General features: G+C 66.1%; 22 protein-coding genes. 3 read left to right on the forward strand and 19 right to left on the reverse strand.

What is annotated here, in order from left to right:
* Positions 1–3: 3 nt before the first annotated feature.
* The 6 genes from modB to glp form a co-directional block, all read right to left on the reverse strand.
* Positions 4–1,548, reverse strand: coding sequence for a molybdate ABC transporter permease subunit (modB, locus tag GDJ97_RS00160; RefSeq protein WP_152069221.1), 1,545 nt, complete (start codon positions 1,546–1,548; stop codon positions 4–6).
* Between the two features lie 101 nt (positions 1,549–1,649).
* The gene (modA, locus tag GDJ97_RS00165) at positions 1,650–2,522 is read right to left on the reverse strand and encodes a molybdate ABC transporter substrate-binding protein (protein WP_152069222.1); all 873 of its coding nucleotides are present in this window, start codon (positions 2,520–2,522) and stop codon (positions 1,650–1,652) included.
* A 138-nt stretch (positions 2,523–2,660) separates the two neighbouring features.
* Complete coding sequence (locus GDJ97_RS00170; RefSeq protein WP_152069223.1) at positions 2,661–3,344, reverse strand: LrgB family protein; 684 nt, start codon at positions 3,342–3,344, stop codon at positions 2,661–2,663.
* A 4-nt stretch (positions 3,345–3,348) separates the two neighbouring features.
* The gene (locus GDJ97_RS00175) at positions 3,349–4,551 is read right to left on the reverse strand and encodes a CidA/LrgA family protein (protein ID WP_152069224.1); all 1,203 of its coding nucleotides are present in this window, start codon (positions 4,549–4,551) and stop codon (positions 3,349–3,351) included.
* A gap of 226 nt (positions 4,552–4,777) precedes the next feature.
* A complete protein-coding gene (locus tag GDJ97_RS00180; protein WP_152069225.1) occupies positions 4,778–5,245 on the reverse strand; it encodes a molybdenum cofactor biosynthesis protein B in 468 nt (155 codons plus the stop codon).
* A gap of 50 nt (positions 5,246–5,295) precedes the next feature.
* Positions 5,296–6,555 (reverse strand): gephyrin-like molybdotransferase Glp, encoded by a 1,260-nt coding sequence (glp, locus tag GDJ97_RS00185; protein WP_152069226.1) that lies wholly within the window; start codon positions 6,553–6,555, stop codon positions 5,296–5,298.
* A gap of 171 nt (positions 6,556–6,726) precedes the next feature.
* On the opposite strand from glp, the gene GDJ97_RS00190 reads away from it, so the two are divergent.
* Positions 6,727–8,091, forward strand: coding sequence for a chloride channel protein (locus GDJ97_RS00190; protein WP_152069227.1), 1,365 nt, complete (start codon positions 6,727–6,729; stop codon positions 8,089–8,091).
* Positions 8,092–8,417: 326 nt separating this feature from the next.
* Positions 8,418–9,368, forward strand: a complete 951-nt coding sequence (locus GDJ97_RS00195) for an alpha/beta fold hydrolase (protein ID WP_152069228.1) — start codon at positions 8,418–8,420, stop codon at positions 9,366–9,368.
* A gap of 27 nt (positions 9,369–9,395) precedes the next feature.
* Here the strand turns inward: GDJ97_RS00195 and GDJ97_RS00200 are convergent, their stop codons facing one another.
* From GDJ97_RS00200 to GDJ97_RS00220, 5 genes are all read right to left on the reverse strand, one after another.
* Complete coding sequence (locus GDJ97_RS00200; protein WP_152069229.1) at positions 9,396–10,730, reverse strand: replication-associated recombination protein A; 1,335 nt, start codon at positions 10,728–10,730, stop codon at positions 9,396–9,398.
* Between the two features lie 42 nt (positions 10,731–10,772).
* Complete coding sequence (locus GDJ97_RS00205) at positions 10,773–12,005, reverse strand: deoxyguanosinetriphosphate triphosphohydrolase family protein (RefSeq protein WP_226808617.1); 1,233 nt, start codon at positions 12,003–12,005, stop codon at positions 10,773–10,775.
* A 66-nt stretch (positions 12,006–12,071) separates the two neighbouring features.
* The gene (locus GDJ97_RS00210) at positions 12,072–12,644 is read right to left on the reverse strand and encodes a prepilin peptidase (protein ID WP_226808619.1); all 573 of its coding nucleotides are present in this window, start codon (positions 12,642–12,644) and stop codon (positions 12,072–12,074) included.
* Positions 12,587–13,066 carry a hypothetical protein gene (locus tag GDJ97_RS00215; RefSeq protein WP_152069231.1) on the reverse strand — a complete coding sequence of 160 codons (480 nt, stop codon included), beginning with the start codon at positions 13,064–13,066 and terminating at the stop codon, positions 12,587–12,589. Before GDJ97_RS00215 ends, GDJ97_RS00210 begins: the two co-directional genes overlap by 58 nt.
* A 237-nt stretch (positions 13,067–13,303) precedes the next feature.
* Positions 13,304–14,710, reverse strand: a complete 1,407-nt coding sequence (locus GDJ97_RS00220) for a hypothetical protein (RefSeq protein WP_152069232.1) — start codon at positions 14,708–14,710, stop codon at positions 13,304–13,306.
* A gap of 144 nt (positions 14,711–14,854) precedes the next feature.
* Between GDJ97_RS00220 and GDJ97_RS00225 the strand changes: the two genes are divergently transcribed.
* The gene (locus GDJ97_RS00225; protein WP_152069233.1) at positions 14,855–15,178 is read left to right on the forward strand and encodes a hypothetical protein; all 324 of its coding nucleotides are present in this window, start codon (positions 14,855–14,857) and stop codon (positions 15,176–15,178) included.
* Positions 15,179–15,214: 36 nt separating this feature from the next.
* On the opposite strand, the gene GDJ97_RS00230 is transcribed toward GDJ97_RS00225, so the two are convergent.
* The 8 genes from GDJ97_RS00230 to GDJ97_RS00265 all read right to left on the reverse strand — a co-directional run bounded on the left by GDJ97_RS00230 (position 15,215) and on the right by GDJ97_RS00265 (position 24,495).
* Positions 15,215–16,489, reverse strand: a complete 1,275-nt coding sequence (locus tag GDJ97_RS00230; RefSeq protein ID WP_152069234.1) for a glycosyltransferase family 2 protein — start codon at positions 16,487–16,489, stop codon at positions 15,215–15,217.
* A gap of 164 nt (positions 16,490–16,653) precedes the next feature.
* Positions 16,654–17,664 carry an RluA family pseudouridine synthase gene (locus GDJ97_RS00235; RefSeq protein WP_373422648.1) on the reverse strand — a complete coding sequence of 337 codons (1,011 nt, stop codon included), beginning with the start codon at positions 17,662–17,664 and terminating at the stop codon, positions 16,654–16,656.
* A 54-nt stretch (positions 17,665–17,718) separates the two neighbouring features.
* Entirely contained in the window at positions 17,719–18,330 is a 612-nt protein-coding gene (gene lspA / locus GDJ97_RS00240) for a signal peptidase II (RefSeq protein ID WP_152069236.1), read from the reverse strand.
* Between the two features lie 141 nt (positions 18,331–18,471).
* Entirely contained in the window at positions 18,472–19,440 is a 969-nt protein-coding gene (locus GDJ97_RS00245) for an ABC transporter ATP-binding protein (protein WP_373422650.1), read from the reverse strand.
* Positions 19,441–19,453: 13 nt separating this feature from the next.
* Positions 19,454–20,605, reverse strand: a complete 1,152-nt coding sequence (locus tag GDJ97_RS00250) for an ABC transporter ATP-binding protein (protein ID WP_152069237.1) — start codon at positions 20,603–20,605, stop codon at positions 19,454–19,456.
* A gap of 3 nt (positions 20,606–20,608) precedes the next feature.
* The gene (locus GDJ97_RS00255; RefSeq protein WP_226808623.1) at positions 20,609–21,595 is read right to left on the reverse strand and encodes an ABC transporter permease; all 987 of its coding nucleotides are present in this window, start codon (positions 21,593–21,595) and stop codon (positions 20,609–20,611) included.
* 13 nt (positions 21,596–21,608) lie between these two features.
* Entirely contained in the window at positions 21,609–22,553 is a 945-nt protein-coding gene (locus GDJ97_RS00260; protein WP_152069238.1) for an ABC transporter permease, read from the reverse strand.
* A 196-nt stretch (positions 22,554–22,749) separates the two neighbouring features.
* Positions 22,750–24,495, reverse strand: a complete 1,746-nt coding sequence (locus GDJ97_RS00265) for a peptide ABC transporter substrate-binding protein (protein WP_152069239.1) — start codon at positions 24,493–24,495, stop codon at positions 22,750–22,752.
* Positions 24,496–24,570 lie beyond the last annotated feature (75 nt).

Raw genomic sequence — 24,570 nt, forward strand, 5'->3', positions numbered from 1 at the left:
GGCTCACTCGCCCCCTTTCGCATCGGAACCGTTCGAGACATCGGAGCCGCCCAGCAGCTGACGGAGCGCTTCGCGGTCGATGCTCAAGGAGTCGCTGCCCGAAACATCCAGGCCGTCGGACACACCCGCGGCAACGCCCGCACCCCCGGCAGCGGCCATCTGCCGACGCTCGGCGCGCGTGAAGCCGCACCGGCGGTACTTCTGGGAGTGCGCGGTGTAGATGTTGATGAACAGGATCACGAGGAAGCTGAACAGGATCACGACGACGACCCAGAAGAGCGCCACCGCGGTATTGCCGCCCATCCACTCGAAGTAGATGGCGATGGGGATGGTCTGCGTGATGCCCGCGTAGTTGCCAGCGAAGAAGAGCGTGCAGCCGAACTCGCCCATGGCGCGCGCGAAGGCGAGCACCGTGCCCGCGGCGATGGACGGCCACCCGAGCGGCAGCATGAGTTTGCGGAAGATGCGCAGCTCAGACCAGCCGAGCGTGCGCGCTGCGTCGAGCATCTGCGGGTCCAGGCCCTCGAAGGCGCCGAGCGCGGTGCGGTACATGAGCGGGAAGCTCACCACGGCGGCCGAGATAATCGCGGCCGGCCAGGTGAACACCAGGCTGACACCGTGCGCGATGAGCCAGCGGCCGATACTGGTGGACTGACCGAAGAGCATCAGCAGCAGGAAGCCGCAGACCGTGGGAGGCAGCACCATGGGGATGGTGAACACGGAGTCCAGCAGGCCCTTCAGCCGCGAAGAGGTGCCCATGCAGCGCCACGCAGCAAGGAGGCCGAGCACGAAGGAGAACGCCAGCGCGATGGCGCTCGTCTTCACCGAGACCCAGAATGGACGGTAGTCGATGCCGCCGAAGAAGGCCTGGGCGCGGTCGGTGAAGGTCGGCGGCTCGGTGGTGGCGACCTCGCCGAACGAGACCAGCGCGGCGTCATCGCTCCAAAGCGCGCCGTTGCCGAGGTCGAGGCTCGTGGGATCGGCCGCGGCATTGCTCGCGGTCACGGTGGCGTACCAGTCCCCGTCCTCGCCCTGGACGCGGAATCGATACGTGTAGTCCCCCTGGGTCACCGATTCATCCGTGGTGAAGACCCAGGGGTCCGCCACATCAGAGAGCAGGGCACCGCCCATGGAGTGGGTCTCGTCCAGACCCTGCAGCATGGTCTTCAAGCTCCTCTGCGCCGAGGCGTCGTCCAGCTTGAACCCCGCCCGCGCGGCGGCGGACGCATCGACCCAGACGATCACGTTCTCCGGCGTGCGGACGACCACGAGCGTGGAGTCCTCCAGGAGCGGGAAGCGATACCCGTCGGGTTGGCCCTTCATGGCGCGCGCGGTGCCCTTCGCGTTCCGCTCGAAACCGTTCAAACCGAAATCCACGCCCTCGAGGAGCGCGGAATCCTCTTTGGCCTGGCGGCCGTCAGCGGTCTCGAACGTCACCGTTGCCGCGAGGGCGGACGTCGGGACCAAAGCTGCGGCGATCGCGAGGACGCAGGCAAGGAACGCGAGCAACGCGCCCGCGCGGGGAGTTCGAGATGACACGGCACCCATGGGTAACAATCCCTTCGCTTCCAGATAACGCAAAAGGCGCGGGAAGCCAGCTTCCGGCTCACCCGCGCCTCAATTCTACTGTCTACTATCGAGCGAAACGCTTACGCGGAGAGCTCGAAGCCGTACTTGGACCAGATCTTCTGCGCATCCTTGTTGGTCAGGCAGAAGTCGAGGAACTTATCGGCCTCATCGGCGTTCTGGGACGAAGCTGCCACGGCGCCCGGGTACACGATGGGCTTGTGGGAATCCTCGGGGCAGACGAACGCCTCGACGATGCCGTCGTAGCGAAAGATGTCGGAGCTGTACACGAAGCCCGCGGCGCAGTCGCCCGTGGAGACGTACTTGGCGGCAGTACCGACCTTGTCGGCGAGCGCGACCTTGTCGGCGATCTCGGGCGCGTACTCGCCGTCGTCGCCCTCGGTGCCGGTGTAGAGCCCCACGGAGGCAAGCGCCTGGTTGGCGTACTTGCCGGCAGGCACGGTCTTGGCATCGCCGATGGCGATCTTGCCGTCGATCGTGGCAACGTCGCCGATGGCGGTCACGGTGACATCGGAACCGTCGGCCTTCACGATCACGAGGTCGTTCGTGAACATGTCGGTACGGGTGGACTCGTCCACGAGCGAGGCGTCCACGGCGTCGTCCATGGTGCCCTTGGAAGCGGTGATGAGCGCGTCGACGGCGGCGCCGGCCTTCATCTGCTCAACGAGGTCGCCGGAAGCCTTGAACTGGGTGTCGGCGAAGGTGGTACCGGTCTGGTCGGTGTAGAGCTGCTGGACCTCGGGCAGGGCCTTCTCAAGCGAGTTGGCGGCAAAGATCTGGAGCTCCACGCCGGAAGCGGCGGCAGAACCGGCAGCGGAGCCCTTGTTGGCCGTGGAGCCGGCATCCTTGGCGGCGTTGTTGCTGCTGCAGCCGGCCAGCGCGACGGCGGCGGTGGTGCCAGCGGTGGCGATGAAGGTACGACGCGTTACGTTCATGAAGACTTCCTTCCCTGGAGCTTACGGGGCGGCCCTTCCCACCCCTATTCTTCGGTGAGTATTATATTCTCCCGAGAATATTTTTGAAGAGGGGATCCGAGCCGTAGAAACGTGGCGCCGATTTGAAAGCCGAAAGACCTACCCCAAGGTATGGATCATGAGCGCCAGCACGAGGGTGAGCAGACCGGAGACCGAGATCGCCAGACCGCTCATGGCGCCCTCGAGCTCTCCCATCTGCGCGGCGCGGACCGTGCCCACCGCATGACTGCTCGCACCGATGGCCACGCCCGCGGCGATGGGGCTCTTCACCCGGAAAAGGCGGGTCAGCGTGGGCGCGAGCATGGAGCCCATGATGCCCGAAACGATCACCGCGGCCACGGTCACGGACTGGACGCCACCGAGCGTGCTGGTGATGCCGATGGCGATGGGCGTGGTCACGGACTTGGCCACGGTGGAAATGGCGATGGAATCAGAGAGGCCCATGATCTCGCAGAGCCCCCAAGCCGAGACCATCGAGGTGATCGAACCGGCCAGGCATCCCGCGAGGATGGGGATGAAGTGCTTCTTGAGCACCGTTATCTGACGGAAGATGGAGTACGCGAGCACCGCCGTGGCCGGCCCCAGGAAGCTGGAGATGACCTTGGCCCCCTCCTGATAGGTGGCGAGCGGGATGTGAAAGACCACGAGGAAGATGATGATGAAGGCCACCGAGACCAGCAACGGATTCAAGAGCGGTGAGTGAACGCGCCGGTTGAGCGCGACGGCCACTTGGAAGGCCGCGATCGAGATGACGACGCCGAAGATGACGTGCAGGGCTTCCATGGCACTAGGCCTCCTTGGGGGACGAGGACGATTCGGTGGGCGAAGCCGAGACGGGCATGCCGTGACCGTGCTTCGCCATGACGTTCATGACCGTCGCCACGGTAAACGAGGTGACGAAGAAGACGAGGACGGTGGTGATAAGGCACACCGCCAGGAGCTTGGCGAGGTTGGGCGCGATGAGGTCGAAGCTCCCCATGATGGAGACGGCCGCCGGCACGAAGAAGACCGCCATGTGGTCGAGGAGGAAGTCGGCGGCCAGGCTGATGGACTCCATGCGGATGACGCCCGAGAGCAGGAACACGAGCAGGAGCACCATGGCGACGATGTTTCCCGGGATGCCGATGGGAACGAGCGCCGCGATCTTCTCACCCGTCAGGCACACGGCGTAGATGAGCAACAGCTGCATGCTGATGCGGAAGGCGCGCGCGGCGAAGCTGCGCGGGGCGGCGGGGGCATCGAAGCCCAGGAGGTGCGAGAACGCTTCGGGCACGCGCAGCGGAGAGGCGAGGGTGGGCACGCGCCGCTCGTCGGCCATGCTCGCCAGGTGCTCCAGGAGCTCGGCGCGCTCCTCCGCGCTGAGCGCGTGCCCCGGCTTCGCGGCGGCGCGGGCCTGCAGACGCTCGACCGCGGATTCGTCGTCGAGTTCGGCACGCTCGCGCTCTTCCTCACGGGCCGACAGGGCGCGCGCGATCGGGCGAAACTCGGAGCACTCCCGCCCAGCGGGGGCGGCGGACATGGCGGGTGCCGGTGCGGCGCCCTCCTCCAGGAGTCCGGTCTCCACGGAGACGGACGCGGTCCCCTCGTACGTGCGAGGAGCTGCAGCTTCGGCCGCCTGCTCGGCCTCCGCCTGCGCGGCGAGGTCCTCGGCGCTCATATAGCCGAGCTCCACCAGGATCCGCCGCACGTCGGCGTGGCGGAAGACGAGCTTCCCGTCGTGGACCACGCAGCGGATGCCGTGGGAGAGCAGCATGCCGGCGAGGGCGTGCATCTCCCGCTCATCTCCGAAGGAGACGGCGTCCCAGATAATCCCCTGGTTGAAGATGTCCGGATGCGCGCCGTCCAGGCGCGCGATCGCCTGATCGATGCTCATGCCGGCGCCGAAGCGCTCCTCGGCACCGGTGCCGAGCTCCTCTGCCAGATGGCGCCCGGCACGCTGCATCTCCGCGTCGCTCAGCCGAGAACCGCTCGCGGTACCCGAAGAACCCATATCACCCTTCTTGCCAAAAAGGCCCACGCTCTACTCCCCTTTCCTATCCGCACCGGGCGAACCCCTGCGGGCACAAAATCGCCCGCACAAAGCGGGCGCCACAACCATCTCGGATTGAACCGATTGCCATCTCCACTATAGAAAAGTCGCGCGGCCCGCCCCAGCGGAACCGCGCGATACATGGAGTTGAAACAATTTCACCCGAAGGGGAAACGTTCTCGTGCACTCAGTGCCCGCCGCCGGCAGCCATCTTCTTGGCATGCTCGAACTGGTCGGACACCGCCTCCCAGCTCTCGCGAGCCGCCTTGGTGGAGCCGGGGAAGTTGACCACGAGCGCGCGGCTGCGCTGCATGCTGACGGCACGGCTGAGCATGGCGCGGCGCGTCTTGCCCATGGAGTACGCGCGGATCGCCTCGGCGATGCCGGGAACGTCGCGGTCGCAGGTGTCGCGCGTGGCCTCGGGCGTCACGTCGCGCGGCGAGAGGCCGGTGCCGCCGCAGGTGATGACCACGTCCACGCCCTCATCGTCCACGGCCCTCACGATGGAGCCGGCGATGAAGGGGCGCTCGTCGGGCACCACCACATGGCTGACGACCTCCCAGCCCGCGGCGCGGATGAGTTCCTCGAGTGCGGCGCCGGCCTCGTCCTCGGCGAGACTGCGCGTGTCGCTGCACGTGATAATCGCGAACTTCATGATGAGATGCTCCTCCTACGAGTCTGACAACGGGGACCTGACCGGCACCACTATAGAACGGTGCCCTCGGGAATGTCGATGCGCACGACCTCCGCCATGCCGCCGGCAGGAATTCCCTCGAAGCCGTCAGCAACCTTGAGCAGGCAGTTGGCGCGCTGGAGCGTGCCCAGGAGCGCGGAGTTCTGGCTCGGTGCCTCGGTAACGACGAGCTCGCCCGCCGCATCGCGCTCGACGTGCGCACGATTGTAGAACCGGCGCGCCTGACGCTTCTTGATCTCGCGATCCACGCGCGCCATCTGAACGGGACGGTCGAAGGCGCTGAATCCGCGCATCTTGCGAATCGCGGGGCGCGCGAGCATCTCGAAGCCGACCACGGCAGCGGCCGGATTGCCGGAAAGCCCCAGGAACGGCTTGCCCGCGAGCAGGCCGAAGGTGATGGCCTTACCGGGTTTCATGGAAATGTGGTCGAAAAGCACCTGGCCCTCGCGCTCCACCAGGGCCGTCACGTAATCGTAGTCGCCCGCGGAAGCACCACCGCTCGTGACGACGAAGTCGCAGGTCTCAGCCGCTTTGAGCACGAGTTGCTCGATGGCTACAGGGTCATCTGGCGCGATACCGAAGAACTCCGGTTCAGCTCCAGCCGTCACGGTAGCGGCCATGAGCGCGGCGGAGTTGGCGTCGCGGATCTGTCCGCGCGCGGGCACCTGGTCGGGCGAGACGAGCTCGGTGCCGAGCGCGATGATGCCGACGCGCGGAGCCGCGTGCACGGTGACCTCGGACGCACCGGCAGACGCGAGCAGCCCGCAGCCGGCAGGGGTCACCACATCGCCGGCGCGGAGCACGGCCTCGCCGGCGTGGGCCTCGAGACCCGCCACGCGGATGTTCTCGCCCACCTTGGCGGGCGCGGAGAACCTGATGCGAGAGCCCTCGTTGCCATCCCCCTCGAGCACCTGCACGACCTCGTACTTCACCACGGCGTCGGCGCCCTCGGGAACGGGTGCGCCCGTCATGATGCGCACCGCATGGCCAGGCTCCACCCTATCGGAGAAGACGTGGCCGGCGGCCTCATGGCCCACCACGTCGAGCTCCACGGGAGCGCCCTCTGAGGCACCCGTCAGATCCGCGGCCACCACGGCGTATCCGTCCATGGCGCTGTTGGCGAACGGAGACAGGTCGATATCGGTTACCACGTCCTCGGCGAGCGGCAGGCCGGCGGCCTTCCAGACGGGAACGCGAACCCTCGGCATCTGCCCCACATGATCGAGCACGATGTCGCGCGCCTCCTCGACCAGAATCATGTTCTCCGCCATGGGCTTCCTCCCTTTCCGAAACACTATGCTCGGGTGAGTATAGTCTCATACACGACCTTCCGTAACGTTATCGCGAAACCTCAACGCCATAACGGGCAGAGGTTTTCTGCGGCAGCGAATCGCCGCGTATAATGGCGCGCGGACACAGGTCGAAGGGAACGGTGGAGCGGAATGGCTGTTGCACGAGAGAACGGGCGGAACCGAGCGATCATCCCCGACGCGGTGGCCGCGGCGCGGTCTTACCTCAAGACGAGCGAACGCCAGGTTGCCACCGACACCGTGCGCGACGTGCGGAACCTCGCACAGAGCACGCGGCTCCTCCTGCTCGTCGAACTCGTTTCGGTGCTCATGGGCATCGCCGCCTGGGCGTTCCTCCTCTCGCTCGACGTGGTCACAGATTTCCGGGAGGGCCATCGCCTGGTGTTCATCCTGCTGCCCGCCGTCGGCGTCGTCACCGCCTGGCTCTACCGGAACTATGGCCTCCAATCGCGCCGGGGCAACAACCTCGTCATCGACAGCGCGCTCTCCCCGCGCCTCATCCACGCCCGCATGGCCGTCCTCACGTTCCTGTGCTCCGTCGCCACCCACCTGACGGGCGGCTCCGCCGGTCGTGAGGGGGCGGCGGTGCAGATGGGCGGCACCATCGCGAGCAACGTGAGCCATGCCGCGCACCTGGGCGGGCACGACCACCACGACCTCATGCTCGGCGGCATCAGCTCCGCCTTCGGCGCCGTCTTCGGCACCCCGCTCGCCGGCGCCTTCTTCGGCATGGAGATGTGCTACGTGGGCAAGCTCGACTACAGCTCCGCCCTCTACTGCCTGGCCGCCTCGTTCACCGGCAACGCCGTGGCGCAGGCGCTCGGCACTCAACACGGGGGACACGCGATCGTCGCCGTCCCCGCGCTCTCCCCGGCAAGCATCGTGCTCACCGTAGCCGCCGCCGTAGCATTTGGCCTCACGGCGCGCTTGTTCGCCGCCTCCATCCGCGCCGTCAAGCGAATCTACGCCACGCGCATCACCAACTACCTGGTCGCCGCCCTCGTGGGCGCGCTCGTGGTCCTCGGCGCATACGCCGCCCTCAACGCCTGGCAATACGCCGGCCTCTCCGAATGGCTCGTCGGCGCCGGGTTCGAAGGCAAGACGACCCTCGCCGACCCGCTCCTGAAGCTCGTGCTCACCGCCCTCACGCTCGGCGCCGGCTTCCAGGGCGGCGAGGTCACCCCGCTCTTCGGTATCGGCGCGGCGCTCGGCGGGTGGTTCGGCCAGCTCGCGGGGATGGACCCGAGCTTCCTCGCGGCACTCGGCATGATCGGCGTCTTCGGCGCCGCCCTGAACGTCCCCATCACGACGATCCTCATGGGCCTCGACCTCTTCGGAGGAGACGCCGCAGTCTACTACGTCATCGTCGCGTTCGTGGCCTACCTCGTAGTCGGCCACAGCGGCGTCTACCCCGCGCAGCGCATCGTGAGCCCCAAGCGCCGCTCGCTCGCGGGCGACGCGGGCGAGACGGTGGAGGCGGCGCTCAAGGGCGAGTGATCGCAAGCTCTCCAGTGAGGAGCGCGGTCTCCGGCGGACGGAAGGGGCCGCTGTTCGGCCGAGCCGGTTCTCGCGAAACTGGAAAACCCCGCGCCGAAACCGCTGGTACGGGTAGAACGAAGATGTCAAAGAATCTTGATTCGTTAACGTTTCCGCTACCCGTACCAGCGGTTTCGGTGCGGGGTTTCCTCAGTTCGCTCGAAGGCGGGCTTGGCCGAACAGCGGCCCCTTCCGTCCGCCGGAGACCACAGCCACCAGGACGCCCATTGCAGGTACCATCAGAATGACCGAGTAACAAGGCAGACGATCAGACCGCTGGGGGACACATGCGCACCACGACCATAATGTATACGAGCCGTGACGGGCACTCGACCATCCGAGCGCTTATCTGGGAAGCCGACGAGACCGCGACGCAGCAGCACCGTGGCGTGGTCCAGATCGTGCACGGGATGTCCGAGAACGTGGAGCGCTATGCGGAGTTCGCCGAGCGCTTGGTGAAAGCGGGGTTCACCGTCTGCGCGAACGACCATGTGGGCCATGGCAAGAGCGCTCGCGATGAGAACGAGCTCGGGCACATGCCTCTGCATGGAGGCGAGGATGTGCTCGTGGAGGACGTCCATGCGCTCAGGACGGCGGTACTCGAGCGCGTTGGCGGCGGCTCGGCCGTGCCGTACGTGATCTTCGGTCACTCCATGGGGAGCTTCGTCACGCGCGTGTACCTTACGCGCTACGCGTTCGGCGTGAACGCCGCGGTGGTCTGCGGCACCGGCCAGCAGCCCGTCGCACTCACCTGCGCGGGCATCGCACTCACCTCGCTCATCGCCCGTGTACGCGGGGAGCGGCATCGAAGCGGGCTCGTGGACAGCATGGGGGCGGGCGGGTTCTCGCGCGCCATTCCGGACGCCCGGACTCCGGTGGATTGGATCTCGACGGACCGCGCCGTGGTGGATGAGTACCTTGCCGACCCCGCCTGCGGACAGCTCTTCACGGTGGGTGCGTACCATACGCTGTCCTCGCTCGCGCGTGATGCCCAACGCGCCAAGCTCACCGCGCGCATCCCCAAGGGGCTGCCGATGCTCTTCATCGCGGGTGACCAAGACCCGGTGGGTGACTTTGGCCGAGGGGTTGAGCGCGCGGCGGGCCAATACCTCCGCGTGGGGCTGGAAGATGTTGAGGTCAAGCTCTACCAGGGATATCGGCATGAGATCTTAAACGAGCCCTGCAAACAGCAGGTGTGCGAAGACGTGCTCGAGTGGCTGCAAGGGCACGGTCTCTAGGGAGCGGAGTATACCCGAGTGCGAATGCTACGACGCCTTGGGCGCGTTGCCGGAACGGTCGCGTTCGCTCTGCTCCACGCGCCATTGCTCCCAGCCGCGCCCCGCGGTGTGGTAGAACGCCCCGCGCTCGAGGCCCTCGGGCAGGTAGCGTTGCTCCACCCAGCCCTCCGGGTAGTCGTGGGGATACAGATAGGGGCCGTAGGCGTCGCTACCGGGGCGGTGCCGGTCACGTAGATGGTTGGGCACCTCGCGGGCGCCGCTCATCCTCACGTCGGCGAGCGCGGCGTCGATGGCGGACTCGGCGGCGTTGCTCTTAGGCGCGAGAGCCACGTAGATAGCCGCCTGAGCGAGGTTGATGCGGCACTCGGGATAGCCGATGACCTCAGCGGACTTGAACGCCGCCTCGGCCACGAGCAGTGCCTGGGGATCAGCGTTGCCCACGTCCTCGCTCGCCTGGATCATGATGCGCCGCGCGATGAACTTGGGGTCCTCGCCGGCGTCGATCATGCGAGCGAGCCAGTAGACGGCGGCGTCGGGATCGCTGCCGCGCATGGACTTGATGAACGCCGAGATGATGTCGTAGTGCATATCCCCGGACTTGTCATAGGTGAGCCCCCGACGCGGGTTTGCCACCTGGACGTCCTCGAGGGTGATAGCGCGCCGGCCGTCCTCCCCCGCCTCGCGTGAAACCGCGATCTGACTAGAGAGCTCGAGGGTGGTCAGCGCGGCGCGGGCATCTCCCGCCGCCAAAGAGCACACGGCGGACATCGTGTCCTCGTCCATCGAATAGGCGCCGGCAAGGCCCTGCGGAGCCTCGAGCGCGCGATGCAGCAGACGGCGGACGTCATCGTCGCCCAGATGCTCGAGCTCGACCACCCGGCTGCGGGAGAGCAGGGCGGAGTTGACCTCGAAGTACGGGTTCTCGGTGGTGGCGCCGATGAGAACCACCGTGCGGTTCTCCACGGCGTGCAGCAGGGCATCCTGCTGCGAGCGCGAGAACCGGTGGATCTCGTCCACGAAGAGGATGGTCCGGCGATCGAACTGCATGAGGCGGTGGCGCGCCTCCTCAATCTCGCGCCGCAGGTCCTTCACCGTGCCGGTGATGGCGGAGACCTCGACGAACTCGCTCCGGGTGTGCTCGGCAACGATATGCGCGAGCGTGGTCTTGCCCGTACCCGCCGGCCCGTAGAGAATCACGCTCGAGAGCACGTCGTGTTCGATCGCGGAGCGCAACCAAGACCCCGGCCCCACGGCCTTATCCTGGCCCACGTACTCGTCGAGGGTCGTGGGGCGCATGCGCACGGCAAGGGGCGCGTTCCGGAGCTCACGCTCGCGGTTCTGTTGCGAAAACAAGGTATCCATGTCACGTACTATAGCACATGTGTTCGTATCTTCACGGAACGGCTACCGCTCGTTGATATAGGTTCGGCGCGGAAAGTGGAGCTCCGGGAAGAGCGTGGTGGCAAGCTCGGTGAAGTAGCCGTCCGTCATGCTCGCGATGTAATCGACCACCGTCTGGTCAAGATCCCCCTCCCAATCGTAGATCTTGTCGTAGTAGGCGAGCTGGCGCTCGATGCGGCGGATATGATGGCGGAAGATGTAGCTGTTCTCGTCGCCGGCGCGCAGATCCCCCAGGAAATGCTCGTACATGAGGTTGAACGCGTACCTGAGCTCGTCCGCGTGCTCGCCCTCGACCCCGCCCGCCCGGTAGATCTTGTCGTAGTTCTCAGCCTTGGCACGGCGGATCTCGGCGAACATCTCCTCGCTCATCTCGATATGGTCCTTGCCGTAGCTGTGCTCGATGATATCGACCGAAGCGTGGCTGAGGATCCAGGAGTTGTAGCGCCCGCCAAGGCCGTCCTCGAAGGCGTCGTCGGTGAGGAGTCCCGCTTCGATGGCGTCTTGGCGATCGCGCCCCACGTAGGCGATGATGTCGGAGATGCGGACGACGCAGCCCTCGAGCGTCATGGGTCGCAGCCGACCGATCGCAAGGTCGCCCTGCTCGTAGCAATCCTCCACGATACGGTCGAACTCGGGGAAGTCCCGCAGTCCCGAGAGGTGGAAGACGCGCTGCTCGTACTCGCCGTTATGCGTGAGGGCTCCGTCGAGCGTCTGCAGGGTGATGTTTCGCCCATAGAGGGTGTCCATAACCCGCACCGAGTGCACGTTGTGGAAGAAGGAGCGGCCCGTGCGGGCATGGAAGATATCGTTCAAGCAGCGCTCGCCCGCGTGCCCGAAAGGCGTGTGCCCCAGATCGTGGCCGAGTCCGATCGCCTCGATGAGGTCGCCGTTGAGACCGAGCGCGTAACCGATATCGCGTGCGATACGAGCCACGAGCTGCACGTGGAGTCCGCGGCGCGAGAGGTCGTCGTTGCTGCGGAAGCTGAAGACCTGGGTCTTGCCGTTGTAGCGGTTGTACGCGGGCAGGTGCAGGATCTTCTCGGTGTCGCGCACGAAGGAGGGGCGCCAGAGGCTCGAGGCGTCCTGTTCGCGCGGCTCACGCCGAAGCGCTTGTGAGTCATCGGTGCGAAACGGATTCCTCCACCCCGCGGCACGATCTGCCTCCATACGGGCCAGGATCTCGGGGGAAAGGGTATCGGGCAAGTCGCTCAGGCGCGCTCTCAGCTTCTCGTTCATGCGGGTTCCTCTCATATGATCTTTCTTGCCGCCATCTTCGCACGCTGCGAGGACACAGCCTCCCGGCTATCCGGTCATGGTCTGTGAAGCGAAGGCGTACAGCCACCACGCGAGACCGACCGCCCAGAGAGGGACCACGAAGGGGATGAGCGGCAGGTTGCGACGGTGCGAAACCAGGCACCCCACACCGAGGAGCACGAGCCCGCCCGCAAAGGCGGCAAACCCGCGCACCGGATCGGCCAGCACGAGGGCGAAGAGGAGCTTGGCATCCCCCATGCCGATGCCCGCCTCGCGGCGCAGCCGGCGCCAGACGAGCTCGACCGCCACCAGCAGGGCGGTTACCGCAGCGGCGGCAACGAGGTTGCGAGCCAGATCGCCCCAGAGGGGGTCGGGGGCGGTCAGTCCCCAATGGAACCAATCGAGCAGGCGGAAGAGCGCGGGATGCAGGGCGACGAGCGCCGCAACGAGAACCAGGGCGATGGCGAGCGGGTTGGGCAGGCGCCGCTGCCGGACATCGATCACCGCGGCTACGACGAGAAGTGCCAGGAACGGCCATTCGGGGCCACCCAGGAAGACCGCAGTCACGAAGACCGCGGTCGCGCGGAGCATGGCTTCGATGAAGAAAACAAGCGCATCCATGCAGACCCTCCTCCCCTCTCGGCCGCGCCCAAGACAGGCAGCCGCGATTCGCTAGCGAATCGGGGCAGGCGCTGCCACGCCACGAGGCGCTTCCGGACGTCGATATCGCAGCGGTGGTACCACTCGAAGACCACGAAGGACGCGATGAGCAGCTGGGTGCTCCCCGGAAAGCGTGAGCCCGCCGCGCAGACGGCCGCGTTCAGTGCCTCGATATCCCCGCGCTGGAAGAAGTCATGCTCGATCACATCCTCGCGAACGGTGCACTCGAACTCGGAATCGGTCTTGTCCACACCGTCGAGCATCTGGTAGACGCGAACCAAGTTCCCCTGCACCTGGGCGCTGAGACCGTGCGAACCATCGAGCAGGTTGCTGCCGAAAGCCCCGTCCCCGCCGCTCGCATGTCCCGCGGGTGCATCGTCCATGGGAACCTCCCCGTCGCCATACTGGTCCTGGTTTGTGATGGTAGCACCCCAGTGGAAAGCGGAAGCGAATCCTTATGAAACCGCTCGTAGCGATCGAACTCCAATGCTCGGAGGAGGAGCCGGGGGCGTTTCTTCTTTACCCGGGGTACCGTGAGCTGTTCACCGAGGCAGGAGCTGAGCTGCTGGAAGTGCCGCCCGTGCTGGGGGCGGACGAGCTGCGCCGCCCCACACGACCCGCTAGTCGACGACGAACGTCGCCAGGTTGTAGCGGCTCGTGGTGTAGTCGATGATGTTCGACGTGCCAACGCGCGTGAACACGCCCCCGAACCTCCCGTTGAAGAGATACAGGCCGATCATGGCGTTCACCTCGAACGCGGGCGTATCGTCGGAGCCTTCCGAATCAACGCTCGGGGTGCCGGGCATGAAGGGCATGGAGGGCTGCGGCACGTACTCCTGCACGATGCCATGGACGCCCGCGAGCTCGGCGAGCGTCTCGGCCCAGGAATCATCGGTCGCGTCCAGACCGGCGACGACGCCCTTGCCGGCGTAGCCGTCGGCCGGCTTGGCGATCCAGCGCGAGCGATTGCGGAACCGCGAGAGGTCGGTCTTCTCATCCAGCACCACGGTCTCGGGCACATGGGCGCGCACGAAGACGAGCTCCTCCGGTGTGAGGAACGTCTCGGCAAGCGGGCTATGGAAGACGGCGAAGGCGGTCTTGGTCGCGGCGGGCCAGGTCCGGAAGGCGCCCACGATGGGCACGCGGCCCTCCTCGGCGCAGGCAGCGAGGGCATCGGCGCCCGGGCACGGCTTGTCCGCGAGCTCGCCCGTCACCACGCGGTGGAACACGGCGTCAATCGGGCCCTGCGCATCCGAGAGCACGCCGTCCCGATACGAGAGGTCGCGGACGTCCGTGAAACGCAGGCGCGCACCGCGAGCCTCGAAGGCGTTCGCGAGCTCTTGGATCTCGGCCAGATAGACGCTCTCGGCGTAGTCCACCGCCGCGATGCGCAGGCCGTCGCGAAGAACGTCATCTCCCAAGGCCTCGCGCGCGCACGAGATGACAGCGTCGGCGCACTGTCCGTAGAGGTCGTAAGCAGCAAGGGCGTGCGACTCGGCAAAGACCCGATAGGTCGCCGTGCCCTGGAGCGCGCGGCCCACCTCGGTCGTCAGCATCATGCCGGCGGAGCCATCGGTATTCAGCTCGCAGAACTTGTACGCACCGGTTCGCTCGTCGAGAAAGACGTCCACGCGGGCGATCGGGATGAGCGCTCGGTACGGAACGGGCGCGAGCGAGAGGCGCTCGATGAGCGGCGAGAAGCCGAAGGCCCGGCGCACCGCAGGGTCCGTCCGATAGGCACGGGTGAGCTTGTCCATGATGGCGCCCATGGTCTCAGCCATATGAGCCAGGCGCTCGGCATCGCGCCGGCTGAAGAGCTTGGGCACGAAGCCCCAGGGGACCGTCTCGCCGCCGTGGTACTTGGCGGGAGAGGCGTCGAGGTATGCCTGCGCCGCCGCACGGGAGGCATGGTCGCCTTCACGTTCCTGGGCGAGTTGCAGGTACGCGCGCTCGAGGGCGAGCCCGTCGAAAGGAGCGCGCTCCGCCGCCTCGTCATCACGCGGGGCATCCAGAGCGGTACCGGGCATATCCATGGTCTCCTCGCAATCCCAATCGGCGCGGGAACCTGTCCGCGCGTGAACCATGCTCGGCCATTGTATACCCCGCACCACGCGAACCTTCACAGTCCATGGCCTATAATGCCACGGGAACAACCACGTTTGGGAGGGCCCATGCCTCAGAACATACCGAGCGACGTCCAGAGCGCAAGTGCCGGGACGACCTGTCAGACCACCGCTTCCAATTTCGCCTACATCGTCACCGGAACGGTGCTCGGCGTGATCGTGGCACTCTGCTTCGCCGCCATCATGCTGTTCTACTCGGTCATGGCGAGCGGGCTCTACCGGTACGATTCAGCTCGGTACATGGGAACCGGCCCGAGCGACCCGGGCTACGGGTACCTGGATGACGGGACCGGCGACGACCAGAACGGCTGGCAAGGCCAACAGGGAGACTCCGTGGACGAGAGCCTGCTGAGCAACGCGCAGAACGTCTAGGACCCCGGTACCGAAACCCGAAGCGGGGACCGAAGACTACTTCGCGCCCTCCATCACCTGATCGAGCGTCACGCTGATGTCGTGCGGGGTGGGTACCCAGTCCACCTTGAGGAAGAGCGCGCTCACCGTGAGCGGAATATAGGTGAACATGAAGAGCGGGTAGGTGAAGAGGTTCGTGACCACCCGCCACCGCGGACGGCAATGGATGTGCTTGCGCTCGATCACCGTGGTGAGCAACGCCATCATGAAGCCCGTGACGTACATGAGGCCGAACGTGATGAGAATGCTCCGCAGGCACGCCTGCATCTCGGCGTCGGTGGCGAGAAATCCGTGGGAGAGGCCGCCGACCACCAGGAACGTCCCGTTGGAGAGCAGCGTGATGAGCGTGAGCAGCGTGGCGGGCGCGATGACCATGAGCAGGTCGTAGGCCGCGAAGGAGCGTCGCTTCGCGATGGCTTGGCCAAGCTGACCGCCATAGGTGAAGAACACCTGGTAGAAACCCTTGACCCAGCGACGGCGTTGCTTGATGGAGGCGGAGAGGGTCAGTGGCTGCTCATCGAAGAACTCAGCCGGCGCGTAGCCGATCTGAATGCCATGGACGGCGCAGAAGGTCGAGAACTGGATATCCTCGGTGAGCGTGTGGAAGTCCCAGCCGTGCATGGCCTCCACGATCTTGGAGGAGACCAGGTAGCCCGAACCGGAGACGGCGCAGGAGGTGCCGCAGAGCATGCGCGCGTTGTTGAGGAAGCGGGCCTCGCGGAGAAACCAGATGGAGTAGGCAGCGCTAATCCACGAGCTTCCGAAGTTCTTGGAGTTGCGATAGCTCGTGAGCGCGAGATATCCCTGGTCGAAGGCATCGTTCATGATGGTCACGTAATCAGGCGCCAGCAGGTTGTCGGCATCGAAGATGATGAACGCCTCGTGTTTGCCCGGATACTCGTTGAGGATGCGGTCGAAGCCGAAATCCATCACCCAGCTCTTCCCCTTGCGCGCCAAGTCGTTGCGCTCATAGACGATGGCTCCGGCCTCGCGGGCACGCGCCGCCGTCTCATCCGTGCAGGCATCTGCGACGACGAAGATATCGATGAGTTCGGAAGGATAGTCCTGTGCCTTGATGGACTGCACCAGGTTGGCGATCACGGCTTCCTCGTTGTGCGCCGCGATGAAGAACGCGTACGTGTGCTGCTTCTTTGCCTTGGGGATCTTCACCTCGTTGCGCACGTAGCCAATGATAAAGAAGATGAACTGGTAGAAGAAGCACACCGCAAAGAGCACGGCGACGACGAAGTTGAAGATCTCGATGGGTGCCACGGATCGGTTCTCCCCTGTTGCAGGAATGAGACAAGCGGAGAGTGTAGCGCATGCTGATGAAGCCGCTGTGAAAGCCCCTCGGACTGAAACACCGCACAATCGAACGAGTAAGACGCAAAAGTGGTTTCAGTCGTCCGGTTGCGCGGTATACGCGGCACGCCTCGCTAGAACAGCTGCGGAACGATCTCCTCACCGGCAGGGGTAAGCCTCTCGGACCGGTCTTCCAGCTCTTCGAGCGCCGCGGCGAGGTCCCAGGGAAGCGTGTCGGCCAGCTCGAGGTGCTCGCCCGTCACGGGGTGGTCGAACGCCACGTGCCAGGAGTGCAGGAACTGGCGGTCGAGCCCGAGATTAGCGCGGTCGCCGGGCTTGCCGCGGCCGTACAGCGGGTCCCCCACGAGCGGGTGCGCGATATGCCGCATGTGCACGCGGATCTGGTGCGTGCGCCCGGTGTAGAGATGGCATTCAACGAGCGCGTAGCCCTCGTCGCCGCGTGCCGGCGCGAAGCGCTCGAGCACACGGAAGGTGGTGATCGCCTGCCGTGCGAACGGATCGTCGGAAACCGCCATCTTCTGGCGGTCCCGCGTACTCCGCGCGATGCCCGTCGTGATGGTGCCCGCATCGAGTGCGATACCGCCGTGCACGAGCGCGATGTAGCGACGGTCGAGGGTGCGTGTGCGAATAAGGTTCTGTAGGTCGCGCTGGGTGTCGTCATCCTTGGCAGCGAGCATGAGACCCGAGGTGTCGCGGTCAAGGCGATGCACGATCCCGGGACGGTCCTCCCCTTGCACGGTTCCCAGATGCTCGATGCCGCAGTGATAGACGAGCGCGTTGGCGAGCGTGCCCGAATCATGCCCGTGGGCGGGATGGCACACGAGCCCGCGCTGCTTGGAGAGAACGATCAGATAATCGTCCTCATAGCGGATATCGAGGGGTATCGCCTGGGGGATAACCTCGCCCGCGGCTTCGTCCTGCTCGGGCAGGTCGAGCGCCACGCGATCTCCCGCACGGACCGCGTACTTCTTCGAGAAGCAGGTCTCGCCGTTAACGGCGACGTTCCCCGCCTCGATGAGGTGCGCGCAGGCGGAACGGCTGGGAGCCGAGGCCTGGGTGCCGAGGAACGCGTCGAGCCGCGTTCCCTCATCGGCGGCGTCAACGAGTATGTGCAAATCGGCCATCAGCGCCTCCCATCCCTTCGGAGAACAGCCGTCCCCTCTGAAGTGCGAACGAACCTACCGGTCGTTCTTCTCGCGCCACCGACGGGAGCGCTCCCCGCGTTTCCGCGCTTTGCGGGCGGCCCGCACGTCATCGCGCGCGTTCAGCTCCGCCGTGGCGTCTACCTCACGAGCCGCCGGAGAGAAGAACAGATACCCCAGAAAGGCGAGGACGACACCGACCGTGATGCCGATATCGGCGACGTTGAACACCGGGAAGTCGATGAACTCCGTTGCGAAGAAGTCGACCACGAACCCGTAGGCAAGACGGTCGATCGCGTTACCGATCGCACCGCCGCAGACCATGCCGAGACCCACGACCTCGAGCTTCGCCGTCGACGGGGCGCGCCAGAGATACACGATCGAAGCAGCTACCACGAGCACCGCAAAGGCCACGAACACGAGCCCATGCCCCTCGCCGAGCGAGAACGCGGCCCCGGTGTTGGCGACGAACTGCAGCCGCAGCACGCCGGGGATGAACGGCACGGGTCCGTCGACCATGATGGTCGCGCGGACGATCGCCTTGGTAATGCGGTCGAGCACGAAAAACGCGGCCGCCAGTCCGCTCGCGCAGGCAAGGCGCCATGCGAGCGGCGGGCGGCGCGCGTCGTGCCGCTGAGTCTCGGTCATCGAAATCCTTCCGAATCGATCGAACAGGGGCGCGGGATGTGCAATCGACCCCATCCCCACTGCACGCCGGGCACAGAGGTGCAGACTTCCCCGTCTCCATCGCACATCGAGGTGCAGACTCCCCCGTCCCCGGTGCACATGTTAGGAGACGAGGTGGCAGGCGGCAAGGTGGCCGGGCGCGATTTCGCGCAGAGCGGGCTCCTCCGTGCGGCAGCGCTCCGTGGCGCGCGGGCAGCGACCCGCGAAGCGGCATCCGCGCGGCAGGTCGATGGGGCTCGCAACCTCGCCCGTGAGCTTGGTCCCGCCCGCGACGCGGGCGCGCTCGGCAGCCGGGTCGGGGATGGGAACGCTCGCGAGCAGCGCCTGGGTGTAGGGGTGCGCCGCGTGCTCGTAGAGCTCCTCGGTCGCGGCGCTCTCGACGACGACGCCCAGGTACATGACGATGACGCGGTCCGAGATATAGCGCAGCATCGACAGGTCGTGAGAGATGAACAGCATCGAGAGCTCGCGCTCGTCGCGCAGGTCCTCGAGCAGGTTCACGATCTGGGCCTGGATGGAGACGTCGAGCGCGCTGATGGGCTCGTCGAGCACCAGCAGGCTCGGGTCGACCGCCATGGCGCGCGCGATCCCCACGCGCTGGCGCTGCCCGCCCGAGAACTCGTGGGGGAAGCGCCCTGCCTGCTCCTCGGTGAGGCCCACCATGCGCAGGTAGCGGTAGATGAGCTCCGTGCGCTCGGCGCGGCCCTTCGCCAGCCCGTGCACGTCGATGCCCTCGGCGACGATGTCGGCGACCGTCATGCGTGGGTCGAGGCTCGCGTACGGGTCCTGGAAGACCATCTGCGCATCCTTGCGAAACGCCATGAGGTCCGCGCCACGCAAGCCCGCGATGTCCTCCCCCTTGAACCGCACGACGCCGTCGGTGAGCTGGGTGAGCCCCAGGACGCAGCGGGCGCAGGTCGACTTGCCGCAGCCCGACTCGCCGGCCAGGCCCACGCTCTCGCCACGGTAGATCTCGAACGACACGCCGTCGACGGCCTTGAGCACCTGGTGGGCACCGACGTCGTAGTGCTTGCGGATGTCCTCCGCAACGAGCAGCGGCTCCGCGCCCACGGGCCCGGCTCCCTCACGCGTTGTCGCCATCGCCATGCACCTCGCCTTCCTGTATGGTCGCGGCCTCCTGGGGCGCGCGGGGGTCGTGCAGCCAGCACGCCGCCTCGTGCCCGTCGCCGAAGTCGGTCCACGCCGGGCGGTAGGCCGCGCACACCGGCATCGCGTGCGCGCACCGCGCCGCGAACGGGCAGCCCTTCGGCGGGTTAATGAGGTCGGGCGGCGCGCCGGGAATCGAGCGCAGCCGGCCGCCCGACGCGCTGCCCATCTCGGGCATGGCGGCCAGCAGGGCCGCGGTGTAGGGATGGCGCGGCCGCTCGAACACGTCGGCGGTACGCCCGCGCTCGACCACGAGCCCCGCGTACATCACGGCGATGTCCTGAGCGATGTCGGCGACGACGCCCATGTCGTGCGTGATCATGATGACGGCGGTGCCGCGCTCGTCGCGGATGCGGCGGATCATCTCGAGAATCTGGTCCTGGATCGAAACATCGAGCGCCGTGGTCGGCTCGTCGCATACGAGTAGCCGCGGCTCGCACGCGATCGCCGAAGCGATCATCGCGCGCTGGCGCATGCCGCCCGAGAGCTCGTGCGGGAACTGGCGGGCGCGCTTCTCGGGCTCGGGAATCCCGACCTCGCGCAGGAGCTCGATGGCGCGGGCGAGCGCCTCCTTCTTCGAGACCTTCTCATGCACCCAGATGGGCTCCGCGATCTGCTTGCCCACGCGCATGGTCGGGTCGAGCGCGGAGAGCGCCTCCTGGAACACGATGGCGGCATCGGAGCCGTGGTAGCGCTGCCAACGCTTGGCATCGAAGCCGGAAGTGTCCTCGCCGTCGAAGAGGATGCGGCTCCCCGCCTCGATCTGGCCGGGCTCCTTCACGAGACCCATGACGGCCTTGGCCGTGACGGACTTGCCGCAGCCCGACTCACCCACGATGGCGAGCGACCCGCCGGCCGCGAGCGAGAAGGACGCCCCGCGCACGGCGTGGACCACACCGGCGTAGGTGGAAAAGTCGACGCGCAGGTCCTCGACCTCAAGGAGCGGCTGCGCGGAAGCCCGATCCGGGGCCGCCGCCCAACGCTGCTGCGCGGACGCCCGGGTCGCGTCGACCGCCGGCTGCCGATGCCCCGCTGCCGCCCGCTCGGACGCGTTTGCGATATCTGCCATGCCCTACCTCCTCATCCGCGGGTCGAGCGCGTCGCGCAGGCCGTCGCCGAACAGGTTGAAGGCGAGCACGATCAGGCACAGGACGAGCGACGGGTAGAAGAGCTCGAAGGGATAGAGCTCCATCACCGCCTGCGCGTCGGAAATGAGGGTTCCGAGCGAGATCGCCGGTGTCTTGAGCCCGAGGCCCAAGAAGGACAGCGACGCCTCGGAGAAGATGTAGCTCGGGATGCTCATGAACAGGTCGAGCAGCAGGATCGAGAGCGTATTGGGGATGAGGTGGCGGACGATGATCTTGAGCGGCCGCATTCCCAGGCAGCGCGCCGCGGCCACGTAGTCCGTCTCGCGCAGCTGCTTAATGATGCCGCGCATCTCGCGCGCCGTGCCGACCCAGCTCGTGATGCACATGGCCACGAGCAGCGCCCACATGGAGTTGCCGAGCACCATCATCACGAGCAGCATCACGAGCAGGCCCGGGATGGAGTTGACGACCTCGATGATGCGCATCATGACCTCGTCGACAACGCCGCCGAAGTACGCCATGACTCCACCGTACAGCGACCCCACGATCATCTGGATGGCCGAGCAGGCGATGGCGACGATGAGCGACACGCGCGCTCCCACCCAGATGCGGCTGAACAGGTCGCGGCCGAGCGCGTCGGCGCCGAACCAGAACTGCGCGTCGGGCTCGGCGTTGATGTAGGCGGTGTTCTTGCTCATGTAGTCGAGCCCGCGGATGTTCGGGCCGATGACGACCATGACGGCGAAGAAGCCGAGCACGACGAGGGAAGCCATGGCGACGGGGTTCTTCCGGAAGCGCCGCCACGCGTCGCTCCAGTACGAGACGACGGGGCGCAGCCCCTCGGTGGACGACCCGGACTCGAAGCCCACCACACGGAACATCTCAGCGGGGATGACCTGGGGCGTCGGGTTGACCACGGCTTGCGCAGCGCGCGACGCAGCGGCGGCGGCCTTCTTGCCAAACGATCTCATGGCACGCACCCCCCTATTCCGACGCGCTGCCGGTGGCAAGCCGGATGCGCGGGTCGACGATGTGGTACAGGATGTCGGTGACGAAGATCGTCACGATGTAGAGGGCCGCGATGATGACCGTGAAGCCCATGACCATGGTGACGTCGCGGTCGCTCACGGCCTGGACGTAGTACTGCCCCACGCCGGGGATCGAGAAGATCGACTCGATGAAGAACGACCCCGTGAGGCACATGGCGACGGTCATGGGCAGCTGCGTGACCACCGGGATGGCGGCGTTGCGCAGCATGTGGCGCACGACCACCTGGCGCGACGAGAGCCCGCGCGCCTCGGCGGCGAGCACGTAGTCCTGCCCGGTCACGTCCGCCAGCGACGCCTTGGCCAGGCGCGCGTAGCTCGCGATGTAGGCGAACGAGCCCGCGAGCGTGGGCAGCACGCTGTACGAAAGGTCGCCCGCGTCCCACCCGATGACGGGGAACAGCCCGAGGTTGCCCGCGAAGACTTGCTGTATGAGCAGGGCGAAAACCATGGTCGGCACGCTCACCAGCAAGATCGAGACCGTGATGGTGAGGTAGTCGATCCAGGTGCCGTGTCTGAGCTGCGCGATCACGCCCAGAATGAGTCCCACCCCCACGCCGACGATGACCTGCTGGATCCCCAGCTGAGCCGAGACCGGGCCCTTTTCAGCGAGGACCTTGGGGATGGTCTGCCCCTGATGGACGATCGACTCGCCGAAGTCGCCGTGCAGGATCCCGTTCATGGTGATGAGATAGCGCTCGAAGACCGGCTTGTCGAGGCCGTAGCGCTCATAGATGCGCGCGGCGACGTCCTCGGGCAAGCGCGCCGTGCGCTCGGTGAGCGCGTCGCCGGGCACGGCGGCGAGCAGGAAGAACGTCATCGACGCGACCACGAACAGCGTGGCGAGCATCATGATGAAGCGCTTGATGGCGTATGTGATCAAGACATCCCCCTCTCCGGGCAGCCGGCGGCAGCGCGCAACCGGCCGCATGCGTCCCTACAATGCAGGATATGGGCACGTCACGGCCCCGCGCGCGGGGCGGGAGCCGAAAACAGCGAACCCTGCCATTGTCGTACAGAGCCCGGCCCTCCCAGGCGGAAGGACCGGGCCTGTGCGAAACCGCAGATTTTCCTCGGTGCTACTTGCCCGAGATGAAGGTGCGGCTCACCTCGAAGTCGGTGCCGAACTGCGGCAGCGACAGGTCCTTCACGTAGGTCTGGTTGAAGACGTACTTCACACCGTACACGAGCGGCGCCATGCCGGCGTGGTCGGCGACGAGGTTCTTCTCCATGCGCTGATAGGTCTGCAGGCGCTCATCCTCATCGGACATGGTCTGGAGCGAGTCGTAATCCTTGTCGAAGTCGGCGTTGGAGTAGCCGCCCATGAACTTGGCGTAACCCGAGGTGGTGAACCAGCAGTCCATGAAGGTGACGGGGTCGGAGAAGTCGCCCATCCAGCCCATGACGTAGAAGTCGTAGTTGTTCGCGTTGCGCTCGGAGACGAATGAGGCGCTCTCGGACTGCGAGTTGATATTCACCTTCACACCAAGGACGTTCTCGAACTCCTGTTGGAACCACTCGAGCCGGTTCTTGTCCTGGGTGCTGGTCACCTGGCCGAGGATGGTGAAGGTCACGGCCTTGGGGTCATCGGAGCCCGTGACCTCCTTCAGGCCCTCCTTGAAGAGCGCGACGACGGCCTTCTTGTCCTTGTACTTCTTCTCGACGGCCTTGAGCGGCTCGTCGGTCACGTCGCGGAAGACCTTGTCGCCCGACTTGATGCCGTCGGGCACGAGGCCGTACGCCGGCTTGTAGAGGCCGCTGAAAATCGCCTTGTTGAAGTCGTCGCGGTCGATGGCGAGGGAGAGCGCCAGGCGCACCTTCTCGTTATTCATGAGACCGGAGGGGCCACCCGTGTGCATGTTGAAGGACAGGTAGTCGACGAGCACGTCGGGACGCTCCACGCCCACGAGCTTGCCCGCGTCGGCCTCCTTCTGCCACTTCGTGGTGTACTCAGTGGTCGCCTTCACCGCGTCGAGCTGCTTGGAGGAGAGAAGCTGCGACTTCGTGGCCTCCTCGGCGACGACCGTGTAGGTCACCTTGGTGAGCTTGACGTTCTTGGCGTCCCAGTACTTGTCGTTCGGCTTGAGGGTGAGCGAGTTGTCGAGCACGCGGTCCGAGATCACGAACGGGCCGTTGTACACCTGCTTGGTGTAGTCGTTGGCCATGTCCTTGCCGTACTTGTCGACGAGGTCCTTGCGCACCGGGAAGAAGCACACATTGGCGAGCTTCGCGGTGAAGAACGGGATGGGCGCGACGATCTTGTACTCGAGCGTGTAGTCATCCACGGCCTTGACGGCGACGGCGTCGGCCGAGCCCTTGCCGTCCATGTAGTCCTGGGCGCCGACGATGTCGGCGGCCATGTAGGAGTACGAGAAGCCGTTGTCGGGGTTCACGAGGCGCAGCAGCGAGTCGACGTAGTCCTGGGCCACGACCGGCTGGCCGTCGGACCAGCTGTTCTTGCGCAGATGGAAGGTGTAGGTGAGCTTGTCGTCCGAGACGTCGTAGCTCTCGCACCCGGCGTTCTGCACGTCGTCTTTGCCGTCCTTGGTGAAGGTGCGGAAGAGCCCCTCCTGCACCTGGGAGAGCACGAGGAACTCGTTGGAGTTGCGGATGTCGTTCACGTCGAGCGTCTGCAGGTCGGTGTAATCGAGGTTGAGCTCCTGCTTGGAGTCGAGCTTCGCGTTCGCGTCGGACGCGGAGCCGGAGGCAACCTGCTTGCTCCCACCGCACCCGGAGAGGGCGAGGGCGGACAGGGCGCCCACCGAGAGGGCACCCGAGATGAAGGCGCGACGCGAGACACAGCCGCGCTCGTTGTAGATGGCCATGGCAAACCCCTTTCTAGCTTCAAATGTCCGATGCCACGGCAAAGGCGCGGCGTCGCGGTGATCCCCCGACAGCGA

Source organism: Collinsella sp. AK_207A (assembly GCF_902501965.1).
GTDB lineage: Bacteria > Actinomycetota > Coriobacteriia > Coriobacteriales > Coriobacteriaceae > Collinsella.

What these genes read in the sequence shown, in the direction of transcription:
- modB (WP_152069221.1), bottom strand. Translation starts at nt 1,548, where the DNA reads ATGGGTGCCGTGTCATCTCGAACTCCCCGCGCGGGCGCGTTGCTCGCG.
- modA (WP_152069222.1), bottom strand. Translation starts at nt 2,522, where the DNA reads ATGAACGTAACGCGTCGTACCTTCATCGCCACCGCTGGCACCACCGCC.
- GDJ97_RS00170 (WP_152069223.1), bottom strand. Translation starts at nt 3,344, where the DNA reads ATGGAAGCCCTGCACGTCATCTTCGGCGTCGTCATCTCGATCGCGGCC.
- GDJ97_RS00175 (WP_152069224.1), bottom strand. Translation starts at nt 4,551, where the DNA reads ATGGGTTCTTCGGGTACCGCGAGCGGTTCTCGGCTGAGCGACGCGGAG.
- GDJ97_RS00180 (WP_152069225.1), bottom strand. Translation starts at nt 5,245, where the DNA reads ATGAAGTTCGCGATTATCACGTGCAGCGACACGCGCAGTCTCGCCGAG.
- glp (WP_152069226.1), bottom strand. Translation starts at nt 6,555, where the DNA reads ATGGCGGAGAACATGATTCTGGTCGAGGAGGCGCGCGACATCGTGCTC.
- GDJ97_RS00190 (WP_152069227.1), top strand. Translation starts at nt 6,727, where the DNA reads ATGGCTGTTGCACGAGAGAACGGGCGGAACCGAGCGATCATCCCCGAC.
- GDJ97_RS00195 (WP_152069228.1), top strand. Translation starts at nt 8,418, where the DNA reads ATGCGCACCACGACCATAATGTATACGAGCCGTGACGGGCACTCGACC.
- GDJ97_RS00200 (WP_152069229.1), bottom strand. Translation starts at nt 10,730, where the DNA reads ATGGATACCTTGTTTTCGCAACAGAACCGCGAGCGTGAGCTCCGGAAC.
- GDJ97_RS00205 (WP_226808617.1), bottom strand. Translation starts at nt 12,005, where the DNA reads ATGAACGAGAAGCTGAGAGCGCGCCTGAGCGACTTGCCCGATACCCTT.
- GDJ97_RS00210 (WP_226808619.1), bottom strand. Translation starts at nt 12,644, where the DNA reads ATGGATGCGCTTGTTTTCTTCATCGAAGCCATGCTCCGCGCGACCGCG.
- GDJ97_RS00215 (WP_152069231.1), bottom strand. Translation starts at nt 13,066, where the DNA reads ATGGACGATGCACCCGCGGGACATGCGAGCGGCGGGGACGGGGCTTTC.
- GDJ97_RS00220 (WP_152069232.1), bottom strand. Translation starts at nt 14,710, where the DNA reads ATGCCCGGTACCGCTCTGGATGCCCCGCGTGATGACGAGGCGGCGGAG.
- GDJ97_RS00225 (WP_152069233.1), top strand. Translation starts at nt 14,855, where the DNA reads ATGCCTCAGAACATACCGAGCGACGTCCAGAGCGCAAGTGCCGGGACG.
- GDJ97_RS00235 (WP_373422648.1), bottom strand. Translation starts at nt 17,664, where the DNA reads ATGGCCGATTTGCACATACTCGTTGACGCCGCCGATGAGGGAACGCGG.
- lspA (WP_152069236.1), bottom strand. Translation starts at nt 18,330, where the DNA reads ATGACCGAGACTCAGCGGCACGACGCGCGCCGCCCGCCGCTCGCATGG.
- GDJ97_RS00250 (WP_152069237.1), bottom strand. Translation starts at nt 20,605, where the DNA reads ATGGCAGATATCGCAAACGCGTCCGAGCGGGCGGCAGCGGGGCATCGG.
- GDJ97_RS00255 (WP_226808623.1), bottom strand. Translation starts at nt 21,595, where the DNA reads ATGAGATCGTTTGGCAAGAAGGCCGCCGCCGCTGCGTCGCGCGCTGCG.
- GDJ97_RS00265 (WP_152069239.1), bottom strand. Translation starts at nt 24,495, where the DNA reads ATGGCCATCTACAACGAGCGCGGCTGTGTCTCGCGTCGCGCCTTCATC.